Origin of the sequence: Psychromarinibacter halotolerans (assembly GCF_029168315.1) — a bacterium.
Lineage (GTDB): Bacteria > Pseudomonadota > Alphaproteobacteria > Rhodobacterales > Rhodobacteraceae > Psychromarinibacter > Psychromarinibacter halotolerans.
In genome coordinates this window covers 1-15557 of sequence record NZ_JARGYD010000016.1, presented here as the reverse complement: position 1 = coordinate 15557, position 15557 = coordinate 1, and the positions used below count along the sequence as shown (strand labels likewise).

14 protein-coding genes are annotated in these 15557 nt (G+C 66.9%); 2 read left to right on the top strand and 12 right to left on the bottom strand.

Annotation, left to right across the window (positions count from 1 at the left end; genetic code table 11):
• Window positions 1–7: 7 nt before the first annotated feature.
• The 7 genes from P1K30_RS22500 to P1K30_RS22470 form a co-directional block, all read right to left on the bottom strand.
• Window positions 8–529 (bottom strand): MarR family winged helix-turn-helix transcriptional regulator, encoded by a 522-nt coding sequence (locus tag P1K30_RS22500; RefSeq protein ID WP_089849685.1) that lies wholly within the window; start codon window positions 527–529, stop codon window positions 8–10.
• Between the two features lie 171 nt (window positions 530–700).
• Window positions 701–2461 (bottom strand): thiamine pyrophosphate-binding protein, encoded by a 1761-nt coding sequence (locus P1K30_RS22495; protein WP_018065869.1) that lies wholly within the window; start codon window positions 2459–2461, stop codon window positions 701–703.
• A 35-nt stretch (window positions 2462–2496) separates the two neighbouring features.
• On the bottom strand, window positions 2497–3426 hold the full coding sequence (locus P1K30_RS22490; protein WP_275635014.1) for a DMT family transporter: 930 nt from the start codon (window positions 3424–3426) through the stop codon (window positions 2497–2499).
• A gap of 22 nt (window positions 3427–3448) precedes the next feature.
• Window positions 3449–3892 carry a hypothetical protein gene (locus P1K30_RS22485; RefSeq protein WP_018065871.1) on the bottom strand — a complete coding sequence of 148 codons (444 nt, stop codon included), beginning with the start codon at window positions 3890–3892 and terminating at the stop codon, window positions 3449–3451.
• A gap of 13 nt (window positions 3893–3905) precedes the next feature.
• The gene (locus P1K30_RS22480; RefSeq protein WP_224953348.1) at window positions 3906–4898 is read right to left on the bottom strand and encodes an ABC transporter substrate-binding protein; all 993 of its coding nucleotides are present in this window, start codon (window positions 4896–4898) and stop codon (window positions 3906–3908) included.
• A gap of 11 nt (window positions 4899–4909) precedes the next feature.
• Window positions 4910–6073, bottom strand: a complete 1164-nt coding sequence (locus tag P1K30_RS22475) for a Gfo/Idh/MocA family oxidoreductase (protein ID WP_018065873.1) — start codon at window positions 6071–6073, stop codon at window positions 4910–4912.
• A 10-nt stretch (window positions 6074–6083) separates the two neighbouring features.
• A complete protein-coding gene (locus P1K30_RS22470) occupies window positions 6084–7025 on the bottom strand; it encodes a PDR/VanB family oxidoreductase (RefSeq protein WP_018065874.1) in 942 nt (313 codons plus the stop codon).
• 112 nt (window positions 7026–7137) lie between these two features.
• Between P1K30_RS22470 and P1K30_RS22465 the strand changes: the two genes are divergently transcribed.
• Complete coding sequence (locus P1K30_RS22465) at window positions 7138–8415, top strand: Rieske 2Fe-2S domain-containing protein (protein WP_275635013.1); 1278 nt, start codon at window positions 7138–7140, stop codon at window positions 8413–8415.
• A 100-nt stretch (window positions 8416–8515) separates the two neighbouring features.
• Here the strand turns inward: P1K30_RS22465 and P1K30_RS22460 are convergent, their stop codons facing one another.
• Window positions 8516–9307, bottom strand: a complete 792-nt coding sequence (locus tag P1K30_RS22460; RefSeq protein WP_224953347.1) for an IclR family transcriptional regulator — start codon at window positions 9305–9307, stop codon at window positions 8516–8518.
• A 338-nt stretch (window positions 9308–9645) separates the two neighbouring features.
• On the opposite strand from P1K30_RS22460, the gene P1K30_RS22455 reads away from it, so the two are divergent.
• Window positions 9646–10632 carry a 3-hydroxyacyl-CoA dehydrogenase family protein gene (locus tag P1K30_RS22455; protein WP_275635012.1) on the top strand — a complete coding sequence of 329 codons (987 nt, stop codon included), beginning with the start codon at window positions 9646–9648 and terminating at the stop codon, window positions 10630–10632.
• 61 nt (window positions 10633–10693) lie between these two features.
• Here P1K30_RS22455 and P1K30_RS22450 read toward each other — a convergent pair whose 3' ends face one another.
• From P1K30_RS22450 to dctP, 4 genes are all read right to left on the bottom strand, one after another.
• Entirely contained in the window at window positions 10694–12154 is a 1461-nt protein-coding gene (locus tag P1K30_RS22450) for an aldehyde dehydrogenase family protein (RefSeq protein WP_089849679.1), read from the bottom strand.
• 56 nt (window positions 12155–12210) lie between these two features.
• Entirely contained in the window at window positions 12211–13521 is a 1311-nt protein-coding gene (locus P1K30_RS22445) for a TRAP transporter large permease (protein ID WP_089849677.1), read from the bottom strand.
• Window positions 13514–14023 carry a TRAP transporter small permease gene (locus tag P1K30_RS22440; protein ID WP_018065880.1) on the bottom strand — a complete coding sequence of 170 codons (510 nt, stop codon included), beginning with the start codon at window positions 14021–14023 and terminating at the stop codon, window positions 13514–13516. Before P1K30_RS22440 ends, P1K30_RS22445 begins: the two co-directional genes overlap by 8 nt.
• A gap of 114 nt (window positions 14024–14137) precedes the next feature.
• A complete protein-coding gene (gene dctP / locus P1K30_RS22435) occupies window positions 14138–15139 on the bottom strand; it encodes a TRAP transporter substrate-binding protein DctP (RefSeq protein WP_018065881.1) in 1002 nt (333 codons plus the stop codon).
• Window positions 15140–15557: the final 418 nt, after the last annotated feature.

The window sequence follows — 15557 nt, the reverse complement described above, 5'->3', positions numbered from 1 at the left end:
GCCCCGGTCAGAAGCTCGACCGGGTCGCGGGCACCTTGATCCCCTGCTCGGCGGCGGCGTTCTCATCCGCCTCGAGATTGGTGATGATCGCCAGGAGACCCTTGCGCAGCACGCGCACCTCGTCCTCCTCCAGCCCCTTCAGCGAAATCAGGTTGACGTCATGCGCCATCGGCTCCAGCCGGTCGCGCAATTCCCAGCCCTTGGGCGTCAGGAAGATCTGCAAAGTCCGCTTGTTGCCGTCCATCTTCTGCCGCGTGATCACGCCCTGCTTCTCCAGCTTGGTCAGCGCGGCGTGCGCGGTGGGTTCGGTCAGATGCGCGCGCTGGCTCAGCTCGCGCTGCGACAACCCGTCATTGTACCAAAGGATGCGCAGGAAGATCCATTGGCCGAAGGTGATCCCCTCGTCCTGAAGGCGCATCTGCAGCGAGCGGTTGAAAGCCCTGGCGGCGAGACGAACGAGACGCGCGAGGCGTTCTTCGGTCAGCTTGGGATCGAAGTCTTCATGCCCCGAGGGCGCGGTTTCATCCATGTGGAACGGTCTCAATCGGCCAGAAACGAAAGCCCCGTCGCCAGCGCGATGCCGGCGACGGGTCGCTTCCATTTGTGCTGATTTCCCGTGCAGGACACAAGGGTTAGATGTCTTTTCAACCGTTTCGTGTCACCCGTTGCCCATCCACGACGCCCCGCATAGCCATTCTGTTCAGCCGTCCTGTTCCGCGGTCATGCCTTCGGCCATCTCCTTGACGTAGCCGCGCAGGATGCGGGCGTCGATCACCACCGACTTGCCCGCGCGCACCTGCGCCACGGCATCGGCCAGCGCGGCCTCGAAGGCGGCCACCGTCGCGACCGGGCCGATGCCCACCGCGCCCTGCGCCCGCGCGAGGCCGGCGATGTCGATATCCGGCTCGTCGATCGCCTGGCCGATATGCTTGTTCTCGACCGGGCGGTCGCGGTCGCGGGCGACGCGTTCCTGGTGGATCTCGTCGTTGAAGAACGAGCGGTTGTTGGCCACCACGATCAGCATCGGCACGCTCTGATGCGTCCCGGTCCACAGCGCGGTCGCGCCCATGATGAAATCGCCGTCGCCCAAAACCGCGACCGGCATGCGGCCCGTGTCCTTCAGTGCCAGCGCCGCGCCCACGACCATGCCGGGGCCCGAGCTGATGCCTGCGCCGCCGTCATAGCCCAGATAATCGAGCGGCCCGGTGAAATCGCAATGGCGACCGTCCCAACCCAGGGGCAGACGCACCAGCGTGTGCGGATCCTCGGCCAGCCCCGCGCGCAGCACATGCGAGAGCGCGTCGAGCGACAGCACGGCATCGGGCTCCTGCCCGTGCGGCGCGGGTGCCGTGCGGGGCGCGGGTGCGGCGGGTTCCAGCCCCAGCCGTTCGCACAGCGCCGCGACCAGCGCATCGGCCTCGGTCAGGATGGTGAGATCGCTCGCCACCACGTCCTGATGATCCATCGACCAGCCGTTCGTCAGCATCGGCTCGAGCGTGGCGTTGACCACCTTGGCCCCGGCGCCCAGCTTGCCCTGCGCCAGCGTGCCGGCCGGGTCCACCCAATCGAGGCACAGCACCAGATCCGCGCCCGACAGCGCCTCGACCGATTCAGCCGACAGGAAGAACCCGGGCGCGCCCGCGTGCAGTTTGTGGCGCGTCGGGAAGGCGGCGCCGGTCTTGATGTCGGTGATGACGCGGGCGCCGAAATACTCGGCCAGCGCCACGCGCCGCGCCCAGTCCCCTTCATCGCGCGAGACGCGGCCCATCAGGATCACCGGCGATTGCGCCTCGGCCAGCATGTCGGCCAGGGCCGAGACCTGCGCGGCACTCGCACCCGGGGCCTGAGGGGCTGCGAAACGCGCGGGATCGGGCAGCGCGGGCATGGCTTCGATGGCGGTTTCCTGCACCGTCACGTCGAAGCAGACATAGGTGGGCGCCATCGGGGCCGAGGTGGTAATCTGCATCGCCCGCATCAGCGACGACAGCGAGGCGGCCAGCGACGCCGGTTGATCATCCCATTTCACATAGGGCCGCACCACCGCCGCCTGATCGCGCGAGGTATGCAGCCAGTCGATCCAGGGCCGACGCTTGGCCGCGTCGACCGGGCCGGTCGCGCCGAGGATCAGCATCGGCACGCGGTCGCACCAGGCGTTGTAGATGGCCATCGCGGCGTGCATCAGGCCCACATTCGCGTGCAGCACCACGGTCATCGGCTTGCCGGTGATCTTGGCCCAGCCATGGGCGATGGAAACCGCGTGTTCCTCATGCAGGCACAGCAGCATGTGCGGATCCTGGTTGCCGAGGTAGTTGACCATGCTGTCATGAAGGCCCCGGAAGCTCGAGCCGGGGTTGAGCGCGACGTAGGGCGTGTCGAGCCGGCGCAGCATCTCGGCGATGGCGTCGCTGCCGTAGAGCGTCTTCACCTCGCAGGGTGTGGGGCGGTCGGTTTCCCTGGTCATCTGTCTCTCTCCCGTTTCGGAATTCTTGTGTTATTTCAGGTGCGCACCAGCGCCAGCACGATCACGCCTGCCATCGCCATCAGCGAAGCCAGCGCGAAGATCGGGCCGGGGCGATCCTCGGTGCGCAGGACCCAGGCGGCCAGCCAGGCCGCGAGGAACATCTCGATCGTGCCGATGATCGCCACGGCGGTGACGGTGGTGAAACTGAGCGCCACGAATTGCGCGGTCTGGCCCAGCGATACGAAGGAGGCCGCCACCAGCTGCCAGCCGGTCGGGCGGCGGAACAGTTCGCTCAGGTGGCGGCGATAGGCGGCGCTGAACAGGGCTGCGACGGCGAACCACACGAAGGCGGCTACCGCGCCAATGAAGGCGCCGATCAGCGGATCGGGCAGCCAGCGCATGGCGAACTTGCGCGCCACGTAGGATCCGCCATAGCTCGCCGCCGACATCAGCGCCAGGACACGGCCGGTGTTGCGCTCGCCGGCCGCTCGCCGGGCGTCCTCGTCATCGGCGACGATCTGGCCCCTGTTCGACAACACCACCAGCGCCACGGCGGCGAAGACCAGCACGAAGGCCAGCGCGCTGGCGATGGTCAGGCTCTCGCCCAGGAACAGGATCGCCAGCACGGCGGCGAACACCGGGATCAGCCGGCGGATGAGCCCGGTCTCGATGGCGCCGGCCAGCTCGATGGAGCGGAAGAAGAAGATCCGCCCCAGCACCGTGGCCAGCATGCCGGCGACGACGAAGATCGCCACGCCGATCCAGAAGCCTGTGTCAATCGGCGGCAGCGACGGCCCCATGATCAGCCACAACCCGCCCGAGAACAGCGCCGTCAACACGATCGACAGCAGCACGGCATTGCCCCGCCCGCCCTTTTCGCGCGCGTTCTTGGTCGCGGCGACCGAGCCGAAGGCATAGCAAAAGGCGGCGAGGATGGCGAAGATCTCGCCGATAAAGGGGATCATGGGGACCTGTCGTGTTTCGTGCTCAGGCCGGGGCCTGCAATTCCTGCAGCAACCTGGCTGAGGACATCACCTCGCGCAGCGGCAGGCTGTCCTGGATCGCGTCCAGCTCGACCGAATAGCTCAGCCCTTGCCCGTCCCAGAACCACCAATAGACAATCTCGCCCTGCTTGTCGCGGATCGGCATGCGGAAGGTGGGGAACTTGCGCTCGTCCTCGGGCAGCGCGGCGCTGCCCGCCTTTTCATGCGCCAGCCCCAGCCGGTCCAGCGCCTGTTCCAGCGGGATCATCGCCGTCAGGCGCGGAGCCTGCGCGACATGCGCCTCCAGATCGGAGGGGCGGCTGTCGCTCAGCCCCCGGAACAGGCGCACGACGGGCGGGTAGCTTTCGTGCTCATGGGTCAGCTGGGCATAGGCGAGGCCCTGCTCCAGCCGGATCTCGACGATATCGCCGGGTTGGTAACGGCTCATGGGGCCTCCTTGCTCACAGGCTGTAGGCTTCGAGGGTCGAGGGGTGGAACAGCTCGTCGACCTGCACCCGGCGCGGCGAGAGGCCCTGCGCGAAATGGTAGTCGAGGAATTTGTCGAGCACATGCGCATTGGCGCCGACGCCATAGCTCCAGGGATCGGGGCCCATCAGCGCGCGGGCACGGTTCAGCGTGTCCTCGACGAAGGGCATCGTCACCTTGGTGGCCGAGGTGTCGTTCAAGGCCTCTTCGGCCAGCTTCTTCGACTCCGAGAACGCCTTGAGCAGCGCTGCGGGCAGAAAGGGGTATTCCTCGACCAAGGTCCGGCGCACGCCCAGAACGTGCATCACCGGGAAGATGCGGGTCTGGCGGAAATACTCCTCGGCCGCGCCGATGCTGTCGCGGAACAGGCGGCCGACATGGGGATGGCCCTCGGCAAAGCAGCGCGGCCAGCGCGGGCCGATGAAGCCGTCGATCTCGCCCGCCGCCAGCATGCCGTTCAGCGTGGCACCCTCGGGCGCCTGCTCGATGGTGATGTCGTCGGGCAGCGTCAGCGCGATCTTTTCCGGGCGGCCCGGCGTGTCCATGCCGCCGCGCACCCAGATCACGTCCGAGGGTTTCACGCCGAAATGCTCTTCCAGGATGCCGCGCACCCAGACGTTGGCCGACAGCTGGTACTCGGCGATGCCGATGCGCTTGCCCTTCAGATCCTCGGGCCGGTCGATGCCGCGGTCGGTGCGGATATAGACCGAGGTATGACGGAACGCGCGGCTCAGGAACACCGGGATCGCGACGTAATGCGGGTTCCCGCGCGCGACCGAGATCGAATAGGACGACAGCGACAGCTCCGAGATGTCGAAGGCCTCGTGCCGGAAGGCGCGGAAGAACATCTCTTCGGGCGACAGCAGCATCGGCACGGGATCGACGCCGTCGATCTTGACCCGGCCGTCGACGATGGCCCGCGTGCGGTCGTAATTCCCCATGGCGAGGGAGAGTTTCAGATCGGACACGTGTTCCTCCTTTACGTGATGCCGCATTGGCGCTGCAGATCCACCGGCTGGCCCGAGGCCGCCGATTCCAGGATCGCGTGACAGATTTCGAGGCTCGCGCGGCCCCAGGCGCCGGTCTGGGCGGGCGCGCGATCCTCGCGCACGGCGCCGACCAGCGCGTCGATGACCGGCCCGCGCGGGGCGGGGCCGAAGGGCACCTCGACGAAGCGGCGCTCGATGTCGCCGAAGACATCCAGCCCGGCAGGCGTCAGCCGCAGGTCGGCGCGGTCGCACAGCGCGATCACCGGGCCGAAATGCTCGTTGTTTTCCGCCTCGATAAGCCCGGCCCCGCTGCCGTAGGTGCGGGTCTGCTTGAGCGCGGCTTCGGCCTCGGCGTCGAGCCCCTGCAAGGCGCGACGCGCCTTGCCATAGGCGGCGGGGTCCTTGCGCTGGCCCAGCTCGCCCACATTATCCATCCAGACGTCGCTGTCGAAATGCGCGTAGCCGGAATAGGTCAGGCTGGCGAAGGATCCATTGGCAAAGGCGATGAGCGCGCTGAACGCGCCTTCCGTCGGGCGCGCGGGATCCCAGGCGCCGGTCATCGCGGTGACTCGGGTGGCAAGGCCACCGGCCAGCCGGCGCACCACGTCGATCTGGTGGATCGCCTGGCTGAACAGGATGCCGCCGCCCTCTTCGGTGCGCAGTTCCTCGGGGCGCCGGGGGCGGTAGAGGAAATCGGTGTAGTTGAACGCCTGGATCATCCGCAGGGATCCCACCTCACCGCTCTCGATCAGGCGCGCCGCGGCCTCGACTGGCGGGTCGAAGCTGTGGCTGGGGCCTACGATCAGATGCTTGCTCGAGGCCTCGGCGGCCGCGACCATGCGGTCGGCATCCGCCATCGAGATGGCGATCGGCTTGTCGACCAGCACATGCTTGCCGGCGGCCAGCGCGGTGCAGACGTGGTCGGCGTGCATCTGGTGCGGCGTGGCGATATAGACCGCCTCCACCTCAGGATCGGCGCAAAGCGGCACGATGTCGTCATAGGTCCGACCGCCGAACTCGGCCTCGAACGCCGCGCGGCTTTCGGCGCGGGGGGCGGCGGCGGCGACCAGTTTCACGCGCGGATCGGCGGTGAAGGTCGGGATCATCAGCATGAAGCCGCGACCCAGCCCGACGACGCCTAGCCTGACGGGCATTTGCGCGGGCTCAGAGGTCAAGGACCAGCCTCCCGCCCGAACAGGCGCGCGAGACGCAGATCATGATCTTGTCGGCCTTTTCCTCGTCCATCAGCACCATGTCGCGGTGATCGGCCTCGCCCTCCAGGAGTCGCGTCTTGCAGGTGCCGCAGGTGCCGCTCTCGCACGAGCTGACGGTCGGGAACCCGGCATCGCGCATAGCCTCGAGGATCGAACGGTCGGCGGGCACGGTCAGCGTGATGCCGGTCTTCTTCAGCTCGACCTCGAAGGCCTCGTCATCGGCGCGCACAACGTCGACGGGCTTGAAATCCTCGAAGTTGACGCGGCCTTCCGGCCAATGGCCCGAGATCGCCTCGATCTCGTCCATCAGGGGCTTTGGCCCGCAGCAATAGACATTCAGCTTCTGCGGCTCGGCAAAATGGTCCCAGAAATCGTAGATCTTCTCGGGGTCGCCCTCGTCGTGATGGGCCAGGACACGGTCGCCGTAAGCGGTGGTCAGGTCTTCCAGGTAGGCCGCCTCTTCCGCGCTGCGGCTGAGGTAGATGATGTTGAAATCCTTGCCTTCGCGCTCAAGATGCGCGGCCATGGCCGAGATCGGCGTGACCCCGATGCCGCCCGCGATAAGCAGGTAGCGCGGCGCGTCGGCCATGGGGAAGTCGTTTTCCGGCGCCTCGACGTTCAGCTCGAACCCCTCGACCGCCTCGTCATGCATCGAGGCCGAGCCGCCCCGGCTGGCCGGCTCGCGCTTCACGGCGATCTTGTAATGGTCCGGCGCGGTGCCGTCGTTGACCAGCGAATAGCGCCGCATTGCCCCCGAGGGCGTCTCGACCGTGACATGCGCGCCGGGCGTGAATCCGGGCAGCGCGCCCTCTTCCATCGGAACCAGCGTGAATTCGGTGATCTGCGGGGTCAGCGCGCGTCTTGCACCGACGCGCATCCTGATGAGCTCCATTCGCCCCTCCCAAAAAACGTGTATCTGCCCTTGCTCATTTAGATAGCTAAGTATATGTTGTCAAGCATTCGAGATTGGCCTTCACGGGCCCGGGCCGCAGGAGGAGTACGAGATGCTGACCCCCGAAGAGAACGAAGTCCTGACCCGCGTGACGGGTGACGCGCCGATGGCGAAACTGATGCGTCAGCACTGGACGCCGGTCTGCCTGATGGAAGAAGTGGCGGAGAACGACGGCAAGCCGCTGCGCGTCGAAGTGCTTGGCGAATCCTACGTCGCGTTCCGTGATACCAAGGGCCGTCTCGGCATGCTCGACGAGCTCTGCCCGCACCGCAAAGCCTCGCTGGTCTACGGTCGCAACGAGGATTGCGGCCTGCGCTGCCTGTACCACGGATGGAAGATGGATGTGGACGGCAACGTCGTCGCCATGTCGTCCGAGCCCGAGGGCAGCCCGCTGATGGACAAGGTCAAGGCCCGTTCCTACCCGGTGCGCGAATGGGGCGGTTTCGTCTGGGCGTGGCTCGGCGACAAGACCGACATGCCGGAGTTCCAGCCCCCCGCCTTCGCCCCAACCGAAGACACCCCGGTCGCCATCCTGAAGATCCGTGTCCCCGCCAACTGGGCGCAGATCCACGAAGGACAGATCGACAGCGCGCATTCCTCGTCGCTGCATTCATCAACGATGAAACCGGCGCGGGTGGAAAGTGCCGCGGCCGATGACAAGTCGTGGTACCGCCCCTCGACCGACAAGTCGCCGCGCATGCAGACGGAAACCACCAGCTACGGTTTCCACTATGCGGCGATCCGCAAGCCGATCAAGAACGCGGCGACGCATCACTACCTGCGCATCACCGAGTTCGTGGCGCCCTATTATTCGCTCATTCCGCCCAACAACAACTACAAGGTCGCCAGCGTCATCGTGCCGATCAACGACGATGAGACGGCGTTCCACTTCCTCGCCTTCGGTGGCCCGAACGTGCCTTCGACCGAGCAATGGCGCGCCTTCAACCACGCCGTGCCGGGCAAGGATCTGGACCACAAGTGGCGCACGCTGCGCACGCTGGAAAACGACTTCAAACAAGACCGTGAGCTGATGAAGGAAGGCCATTTCACCGGCGTTCCGGGCATCCCGAACGAAGACATCATCATGTGGGTGTCGATGGGCAGCCGCGTGCAGCGTCACACCGACGTGCTGGGCGCCTCGGATCTGGCGATCGTCGAGTTCCGCCGCCTGATGACCGACGCCGCGCAAAAGGTGGCCGAGGGCGGCAAGGCGATCGGCACCGACAGCTTCGCGCTGCAGTCGCGCATCGCCTCGCACGAGGGGGTCTATCCCAAGGATGTCGACTGGCGCACGCTGGTCGCCCATGACCCGGCCGAAGCGGCCGAGTGACGCGCTGGCGCTTTCCTCCCAAGGCGCACGCAGGGAAGGCCCGCACGAGCAATCGTGCGGGCCTTTTTTCATGGTCTTGTTCAGAGTTGCGCGCGCCTCTTCAGACGGTTTCGAGGCGCGCCGCCAGCTCCGCCGACGTCCGGCGCAGCAGCTCGGAGAGTTCATCCGCGCGGCGTGATATGCGCTCCGTCGGCCCATGAATCCCGATGCCCAGCGAGCGTGCGTGCCCCGGCGGCACCGGGATCAGCGTCGACATCATAGACGCATCCCAATGCACCGTGCGGTGCGTCGGAATGTCCAGCAGGTCGCGCGCGTGCAGGATCGACACGTCGGTATCACGATTGGCGTCGAGCACCGCCTCGAAGGCCGCCTGGGGGTAGTCGCGCGGCGAGATCAGCCCCTCGGCCACGGTGCGGCGGTAGATCTGCAGCGCCACCGGCCGCGGCGCGCGCGCCAGCATCAGCCAGCCGGTGCCGTTCTGCACCATCAGCCGCCGGTCGCCCGCGCGGATATGGGTGTTGCGCCCCTCCTGCCGGTGCAGCGAGGTGACGTAATCGACATGCAGGTCGGCGGGCGCGGCCAGCACCACCGGCTCGCCCGCAGCCTCGCGCAGACGGCACAGGGCATCGAACAGCACGGTCTGCTCATAATCGTCGACCTGCATCCAGCCCGTCAACGTCTGCAGCCGGGGCCCGGGGAGATAGGCATGGGTCGCGGGATCGAGCGTCATGTAACCCATGTCCAGCATTGTACGCAAAAGCGCGGTCAGGCTGGAAACCGGATAGCCGAGCGCGGCGCCCAGTTCGTGCAGCCGGGCAGGCTGTCGGTGACTGGCGAAGAACTCGAGGATCTCGAACACCCGCGCGGCGGATTTCACCTTGTCTGCGGTCATCTCTCCTGCCCTTCCGATTCACACGACTCGGCGACCCGTACCGGCCAGCTCCCTCCTGTCCCAATCTAGGCGAATCGGCGCGCTGCGGAAAGGGTTCGCGACGCGGCCCCGGCGGATGTCCCGCAGCCGGCGCACGGGACTACGGGCAGAATTCACATCCTCGAAATATCCGCCGTGCGGGGCGGTTGGCGTTGACCGGAGGCCCGATTTCGCAAGGCTGTCGGCAAGGGAGACGGCGGGATGCGCGCGCGATGGCGCAGCGGCACGGCCCTCCCCGTTCATCCCTTTCGGCAGGCGGCCGGCACGCCCCGACCGCCCCTGACACCAGACGAGGTTCCATGCCCGACACCGCCCCCTCCATCCCCCGCCCGCCGTCGTCCGGCACGATCTGCGTCGTCGGCGCGGGCTTCATGGGCTGCGTGATCGCCACGCTCTATGCCCACCACGGCCATGATGTCGCGCTGTGCGACATGAATACCGAGTTGCTGGCCAGCTTTGCCGAGCGCGCGCGCCCGATCGCCGCGACCTTCGCAGACGACTCGGCCGCCGTCGACGCGATGCTGGCACGCGTGCGCACCGAGCCCTCGCTGGCCGAGGCCGTGAAGGGCGCCTTCATGGTGCATGAGGCGGTGCAGGAGAAGCTCGAGACCAAGCAGGCGCTGTTCGCCGAGTTGGACGCGCTCTGCCCGTCGGAGGTGGTTCTGGCCACCAACACCTCGTCGCTGTTGCTGTCGGACATCGGCGCCAGGGTGAACGGCAAGGAGCGGATACTGGGCCTGCACTATATCACGCCCGGGCACATCATCCGCTCGATCGAGGTGATCCACGCCGATTTCACCCCGGCGTCGCTGGTGGAATGGGGCCGGGCCTTCGTCGAATCCATCGATCACGTGGGCGTCGCCTGCGGTGAGCGGCCGGGCTTCCTGATCAACAAGATCCAGTTCGCCATGCTGACCGAGATCTATCGCCTGATGGACGAGGGCATCGCCAGCCGCGACGATATCGACGCGGCCGTGCGGCTGAGCATCGGGCCGCGCCTCGCGCTGTGGGGGCCGCTGCTGACCGAAGATCTGATCGTGTCGAAGGCGACGGCGCTGGCGGTCACGGACTCGCTGTACCACCAGACCGGGGACGAGAACTACAAGGGCCGCAAGGCGCTGCGCGACCTGGCCGAGGCCGGGCACATGGGCGCGATCACCGGACGCGGCTGGTACGAGTACGACGCGCCCTATGCCGAGATCGTCGAGGAGCGCGACCGCCAGCTGACAGACCTCCTGGACTGGCTGCGGGAGCGCGACCCGGTGGGCCGGCTGGCGCCCCGCTGAGACACGAAAAAGGGGGCGGATGATCCGCCCCCTTTCCTTTTCCCACAGTCCGGATAAAGGCTTACTGGCCGCCCAGGTTGATGTGGATGTTCTTCTCCTGCGTGAACGAGATCAGCTCGCCGATCCCCTCCTCGCGCCCCAAGCCCGACTGCTTGTAGCCGCCGAAGGGCGCACCCAGGAAGTGCCGCCCGACCTCGTTGATCCAGACGAAGCCGGCCTCCGCGCGGGCCGCCGCGCGATGCGCCGTGGCCAGGTCCTTCGACCAGATCGAGCAGGTCAGGCCCACGTCGAGGCCGTTCACCTCGTCCATCATCGCCCCCTCTTCCGACCAGCGGCGCAGCACCAGAACCGGGCCGAAGATCTCTTCCCGGGCGACGCGCATGTCGGGCGTGACATCGGCAAAGATCGTCGGTTCGACGAAGCAGCCGTCCGCCATCGCGCCCTCGGTCACCGCGTTGCCGCCGGTGACGACGCGCGCGCCCTCTGCCTTGCCCGAGGCGATGTAGCCCATCACCCGGTCGAAATGCTCGCGCCCGACCAGCGCGCCCATCGTCGTCGCGGGATCGGTCGGCATGCCCGGCTTGAAGCGCGACACATCCGCCTCCAGCCGCTCGACGACCGCGTCGTGCAGGTCGTCATGCAGGAAGGCGCGGCTGGTCGAGCCGCAGCTCTGCCCGCACCAGCTGAAGTTCATGCCCGCGACGATGGCGTTGGCCACCTTGTCGGGGTCGCTGTCCGGATAGGCGATCAGGGCGTTCTTGCCGCCCAGTTCCAGCAGCACCGGCTTCAGCGTGTCGCTGGCCGCGCGCATCACCGCGCGCCCGGCCCCCACCGAACCGATCAGCGTGACCTTGTCGATACCCTTGTGCGAGGCCAGCGCCGCGCCCGCCTCCGTCCCGCCGGGGAGCACGGTGAAGACACCCTTGGGCAGCAGGCCGTCGATCAGCTCGGCCAGCCTCAGCGCCGAGAGCGGCGCCTGCACCGGAGGCTTGATGATGACCGCGTTGCCCGCAGCCAGCGGTGCGCCCATCTTGCCGCCGCAGAACATCAGCGGGTGGTTGAACGCCAGGATCCGCGCCACCACGCCCAACGGCTCGCGCAGGGTCATGTTGATGCGCTCGGGGCCCATCGGGATGGTGTCGCCCTTCATCTCGGTGACGAGGCCGGCAAAGAATTCCATCTGCGCCGCGGCGACGCCCGCGTCGCCGCGCATTTCGGTATAGGGGTTGCCGCAATTGGCGGAATCCAGCAGCGCCAGCTCGTCGCCGTGCTTGCGGATGATGGCGGCGATCTCCTTGAGCACGCGCGCGCGCTCCAGGGGCGCCACGTCGCGCCATTCGCGGAACCCCGCGCGGGCGCTTGCCACGGCCGCGTCGACATCCGCCTCGCCCGCCGTGGCCACCTGGGCCAGCACCTTGCCGGTTGCCGGGTCGAAGGTCGGATCGGTGCGCCCGGATTGCGGCGCGTGCCAAGCATTGCCGTAGTAGAGGCCCAGGTTGTCGGGCAGGATCGGTTCGAGCATGGAGCCCTCCTTGTCTTGCAGGGGGCGGGCGACCGGGGCCGCCGCGCCGAGGGTTGTCACAGCATCGACGGCAGCAGCGTCGTCAGCCCGGGAACCAGCGCCAGCACGATCATGCCCAGCAGGTACAGCAGCACGAAGGGCCAGGCCGAGGAGAAGACCTTGCCGAGGCTGGCATCCTCCCACGCGCTTTTCAGCGCGAACAGCGTGTAGCCGAAGGGCGGGGTCATGCCCCCCACGGTGATGTTCACCAAGAACAGCAGCCAGAACCAGATCGGATCGAATTGCAGCTCCTCGATGATCGGCAGGTAGATCGGGATGACGATCAGCATCAGCGCGATCTGGTCGATGAACATGCACAGCACGAAGGGCAGCAGCATCAGCAGGATCAGCATCACCCAGCGTGACTGTTCCAGCCCCACGACCCATTCGGTCATCGCCGAGGCGCCGCCGGTAAAGGCCAGCAGCTGGCTGAACAGCTTCGAGCTGGCCATGATGAACAGGATCATCGCCGCCACCTTGGCCGAGGAGACCAGCGACTCGCCGATCATCTTCAGGGACAGGTTGCGATAGATCGCGGCGGTGATGAGCGAGCCGATGACCCCCATCGCGCCCGCCTCGGTCGGCGTGGCGATCCCGGCCAGGATCAGACCCATCACCATCAGGATGATGATCGAGAACGGCACCACCCGCAGCAGCGCCCAGCCCTTGTCGGCCAGCGTGGCACGGGTGCCGTCGTCGGGCTCGTCGGGCGCCAGCGAGGGGTTGAGCCAGACCCGGATGAAGCAATAGCCCAGGAAGATGCCCGCGAACATCAGCCCCGGGATGATCCCCGCGATCAGCAGCCCGGCGATCGACACGCCGGCCAGCGTGCCAATGATGATGACCAGGACGCTAGGCGGGATCAGCGGCGCCAGGCTGGCGCCGGCCAGGATCGTGCCGGCCGACAGCCGCGCGTCGTACCCGCGCGCGATCATACCCGGCAGCAGCGAGCGGCCCAGCATGGCCGCCACGCCCATCGCAGCACCCGACAGGGTGCTGAACACCGTGGCCAGCAGGATCGACAGCACGTACTGGCGCCCCTTCACCCGACCGACCAGCGTGTCGATGGACCGGAACAGCACCTCGACCGAGTTCGAGCGGAACAGGATCTCGCCCATCAGGATGAACAGCGGGATGGTGACCAGCGATTGCGTGGTCGTCGTCTCGTAGAGCGAGTTGACGAACATGCCGTAGCCCATCGGTCCCATGATGACCGCGACGGCCAGCAGGTTGACCAGCAGGAAGGCCGCGAAGACGGGCAGGCCTACGGCCATGAAGCCCAGAAGCAGCCCCACGCCGGTCGCGACGGCGGCGATACCTTCAACCATGGGTCACCTCGGGTTGGGAGTCGGTCTCGGAAAGCGCCTGGCCGAAGGCGAGGCGCAGAAAATACAGGCCGGAATTGGCCACGCCATAGGTGATGAAGGCCACCAGGATCCATTTCGGAATGCGCACGGTGGTCAGGGTCGCCGTCCCGCGCGAGGCCAGGTGCTGCACCTCGCCGATGCAAAGCCAGGCAGCCCAGAGACAGGTCGCCGCCGCCACCAGGAAGCCCGCGCGCAGGATCACCTGGCGCAGCCGGCCGACCAGGTCGGGCAGGATAGTCACGGCCACGTGCCCGCCTTCGCGGGTCAGCCAGGGCGCGGTGCTGAACACCGTGATCAGCAGCAGGAAGGAAACGAAATCGCTCGCCCAGAGGGTCGGCGCGCCGAAGGCATAGCGCGAGACGACCTCGAAGGCGTAGATGAGCACGATGGCTGCCAGCGCACCGACGCCGATGAAGAACATCAGCCGGGTCAGCACGTCCTGAAGCGTCAGGATCGGTCGCATGGAGGGAAGCTCCTGGAACGGAAAGGCCGAAGAGAATGGGCCGAGAAGGACGACCGGGGGACGGAAAGACGCGCGGCACCAAGCGGCCGCGCGTCGGAAGGGGCCGGGCCCCGATCAGCCGTCGAGATCGGCTTCGGTTGCCAGACGGCGAATTTCCTCGATCGCCTCGCCCGATTGCGTGGCCGCGAGGTCCATCACGCCCGAGAACCAGGCCGAGCTGAGCGTGCCCGCCAGTTCCTCGGACAGCTCGGTCACGCTCATGCCCTCTGCTTCCAGGGCGGCGCTCTCTTCGGCGACTAGCGTGTCGAACAGGCCATTGGCCTCGATCTCGAACTCGCGCGCGGCGGTCTCGATCTCGGCCCGGGTTTCCTCGGACAGGTCGTTCCAGGTGTCAAGGTTCATCAACACCAGATGGCCGACCTGGCCGAAGGTCGGGCGCATCATGTAGTCGGCGACCTCGAACCAGCGGTAGGACAGAGCGCCGATGGTCGGCCAGGCCGCACCGTCGATCACACCGCGTTCCAGCGCCGGGTAGATCTCGCCGCCCGGCAGCACCACGGGCGAGCCACCCAGCACGTTGATCGCCGGGTGGTAGATCGGCGTGCCGCGCACGCGACGTCCTTCGAGGCCGTTCTCGCCGACCGGCTCGTTCAGCATGATGTGGTAGCCATTCAGGTCGTAAAGCACAGCGATCAGCTTCAACCCCTGCTCCTGGTAATCGGCATCCACCGCGTCCCAAATTCCGGCTTCGCGCAAGGCCTCGGTATCGCCCGACAGGCCGTCCAGCGCCATTCCCACCGAAGTCTGGTTGAAGTGATAGGCACCATTGGTGAACAGCAGGTCGAACAGGCCGCGCGACACCGGGTCGAACTGCTCGAACGGGGGCACGGTCTCGGGGCCCATGACGTTGACGCCGAAGCCCTCGGTTACGGCTTCGTCGAGCGTCTCGATGAACGACGTCAGCACGTCGACCGCAACATAGCTGGAATCCCAGCCCGACAGCAGGCGGAAGTCGCGTGCCTCGGCGGCACCAGTCAGGCCCAGCGTCGCGGCCGACAGCGCCGAAGCGCCCGCAAGGGCACGCAGTTTGTTGGTGAATGTGGTGGATGAAGTCATGTCGCTCGCTCCTCCCGTAGCGTTCCGACTGCGCCGCCCCTGGGCGGACAGTCTGGTCTGGATTGGCTGCTCAACCTAAAGGGTAAGCTATCTAAGCTTATTTGGCGGAGAGCACCTTGTCTTGATTGCCGGCGGGATCATTGCGACATTTCACATATATGAAATCGTACCGCCCTGCCCGTTCCGGCTTCAGCGCGCAGCCAGCCAGCGCCCCAACTTCCTGTTCAGGAATGGCAGGATCAGCCCGACATTCAATCCGGTCAGCAGCAGCGCCACGATGAACAGCGAGACCGCCATTGGCATGCCCTGGGTGAAGGGCCGCGGGGAGTGGACAAAACATGGGGGTCATGCGGCGCGTTTTCTGTTTGCGACGGTCAGCCGACCATCGAGAACTGCGGCCCTTGTGACGGCTACTCGG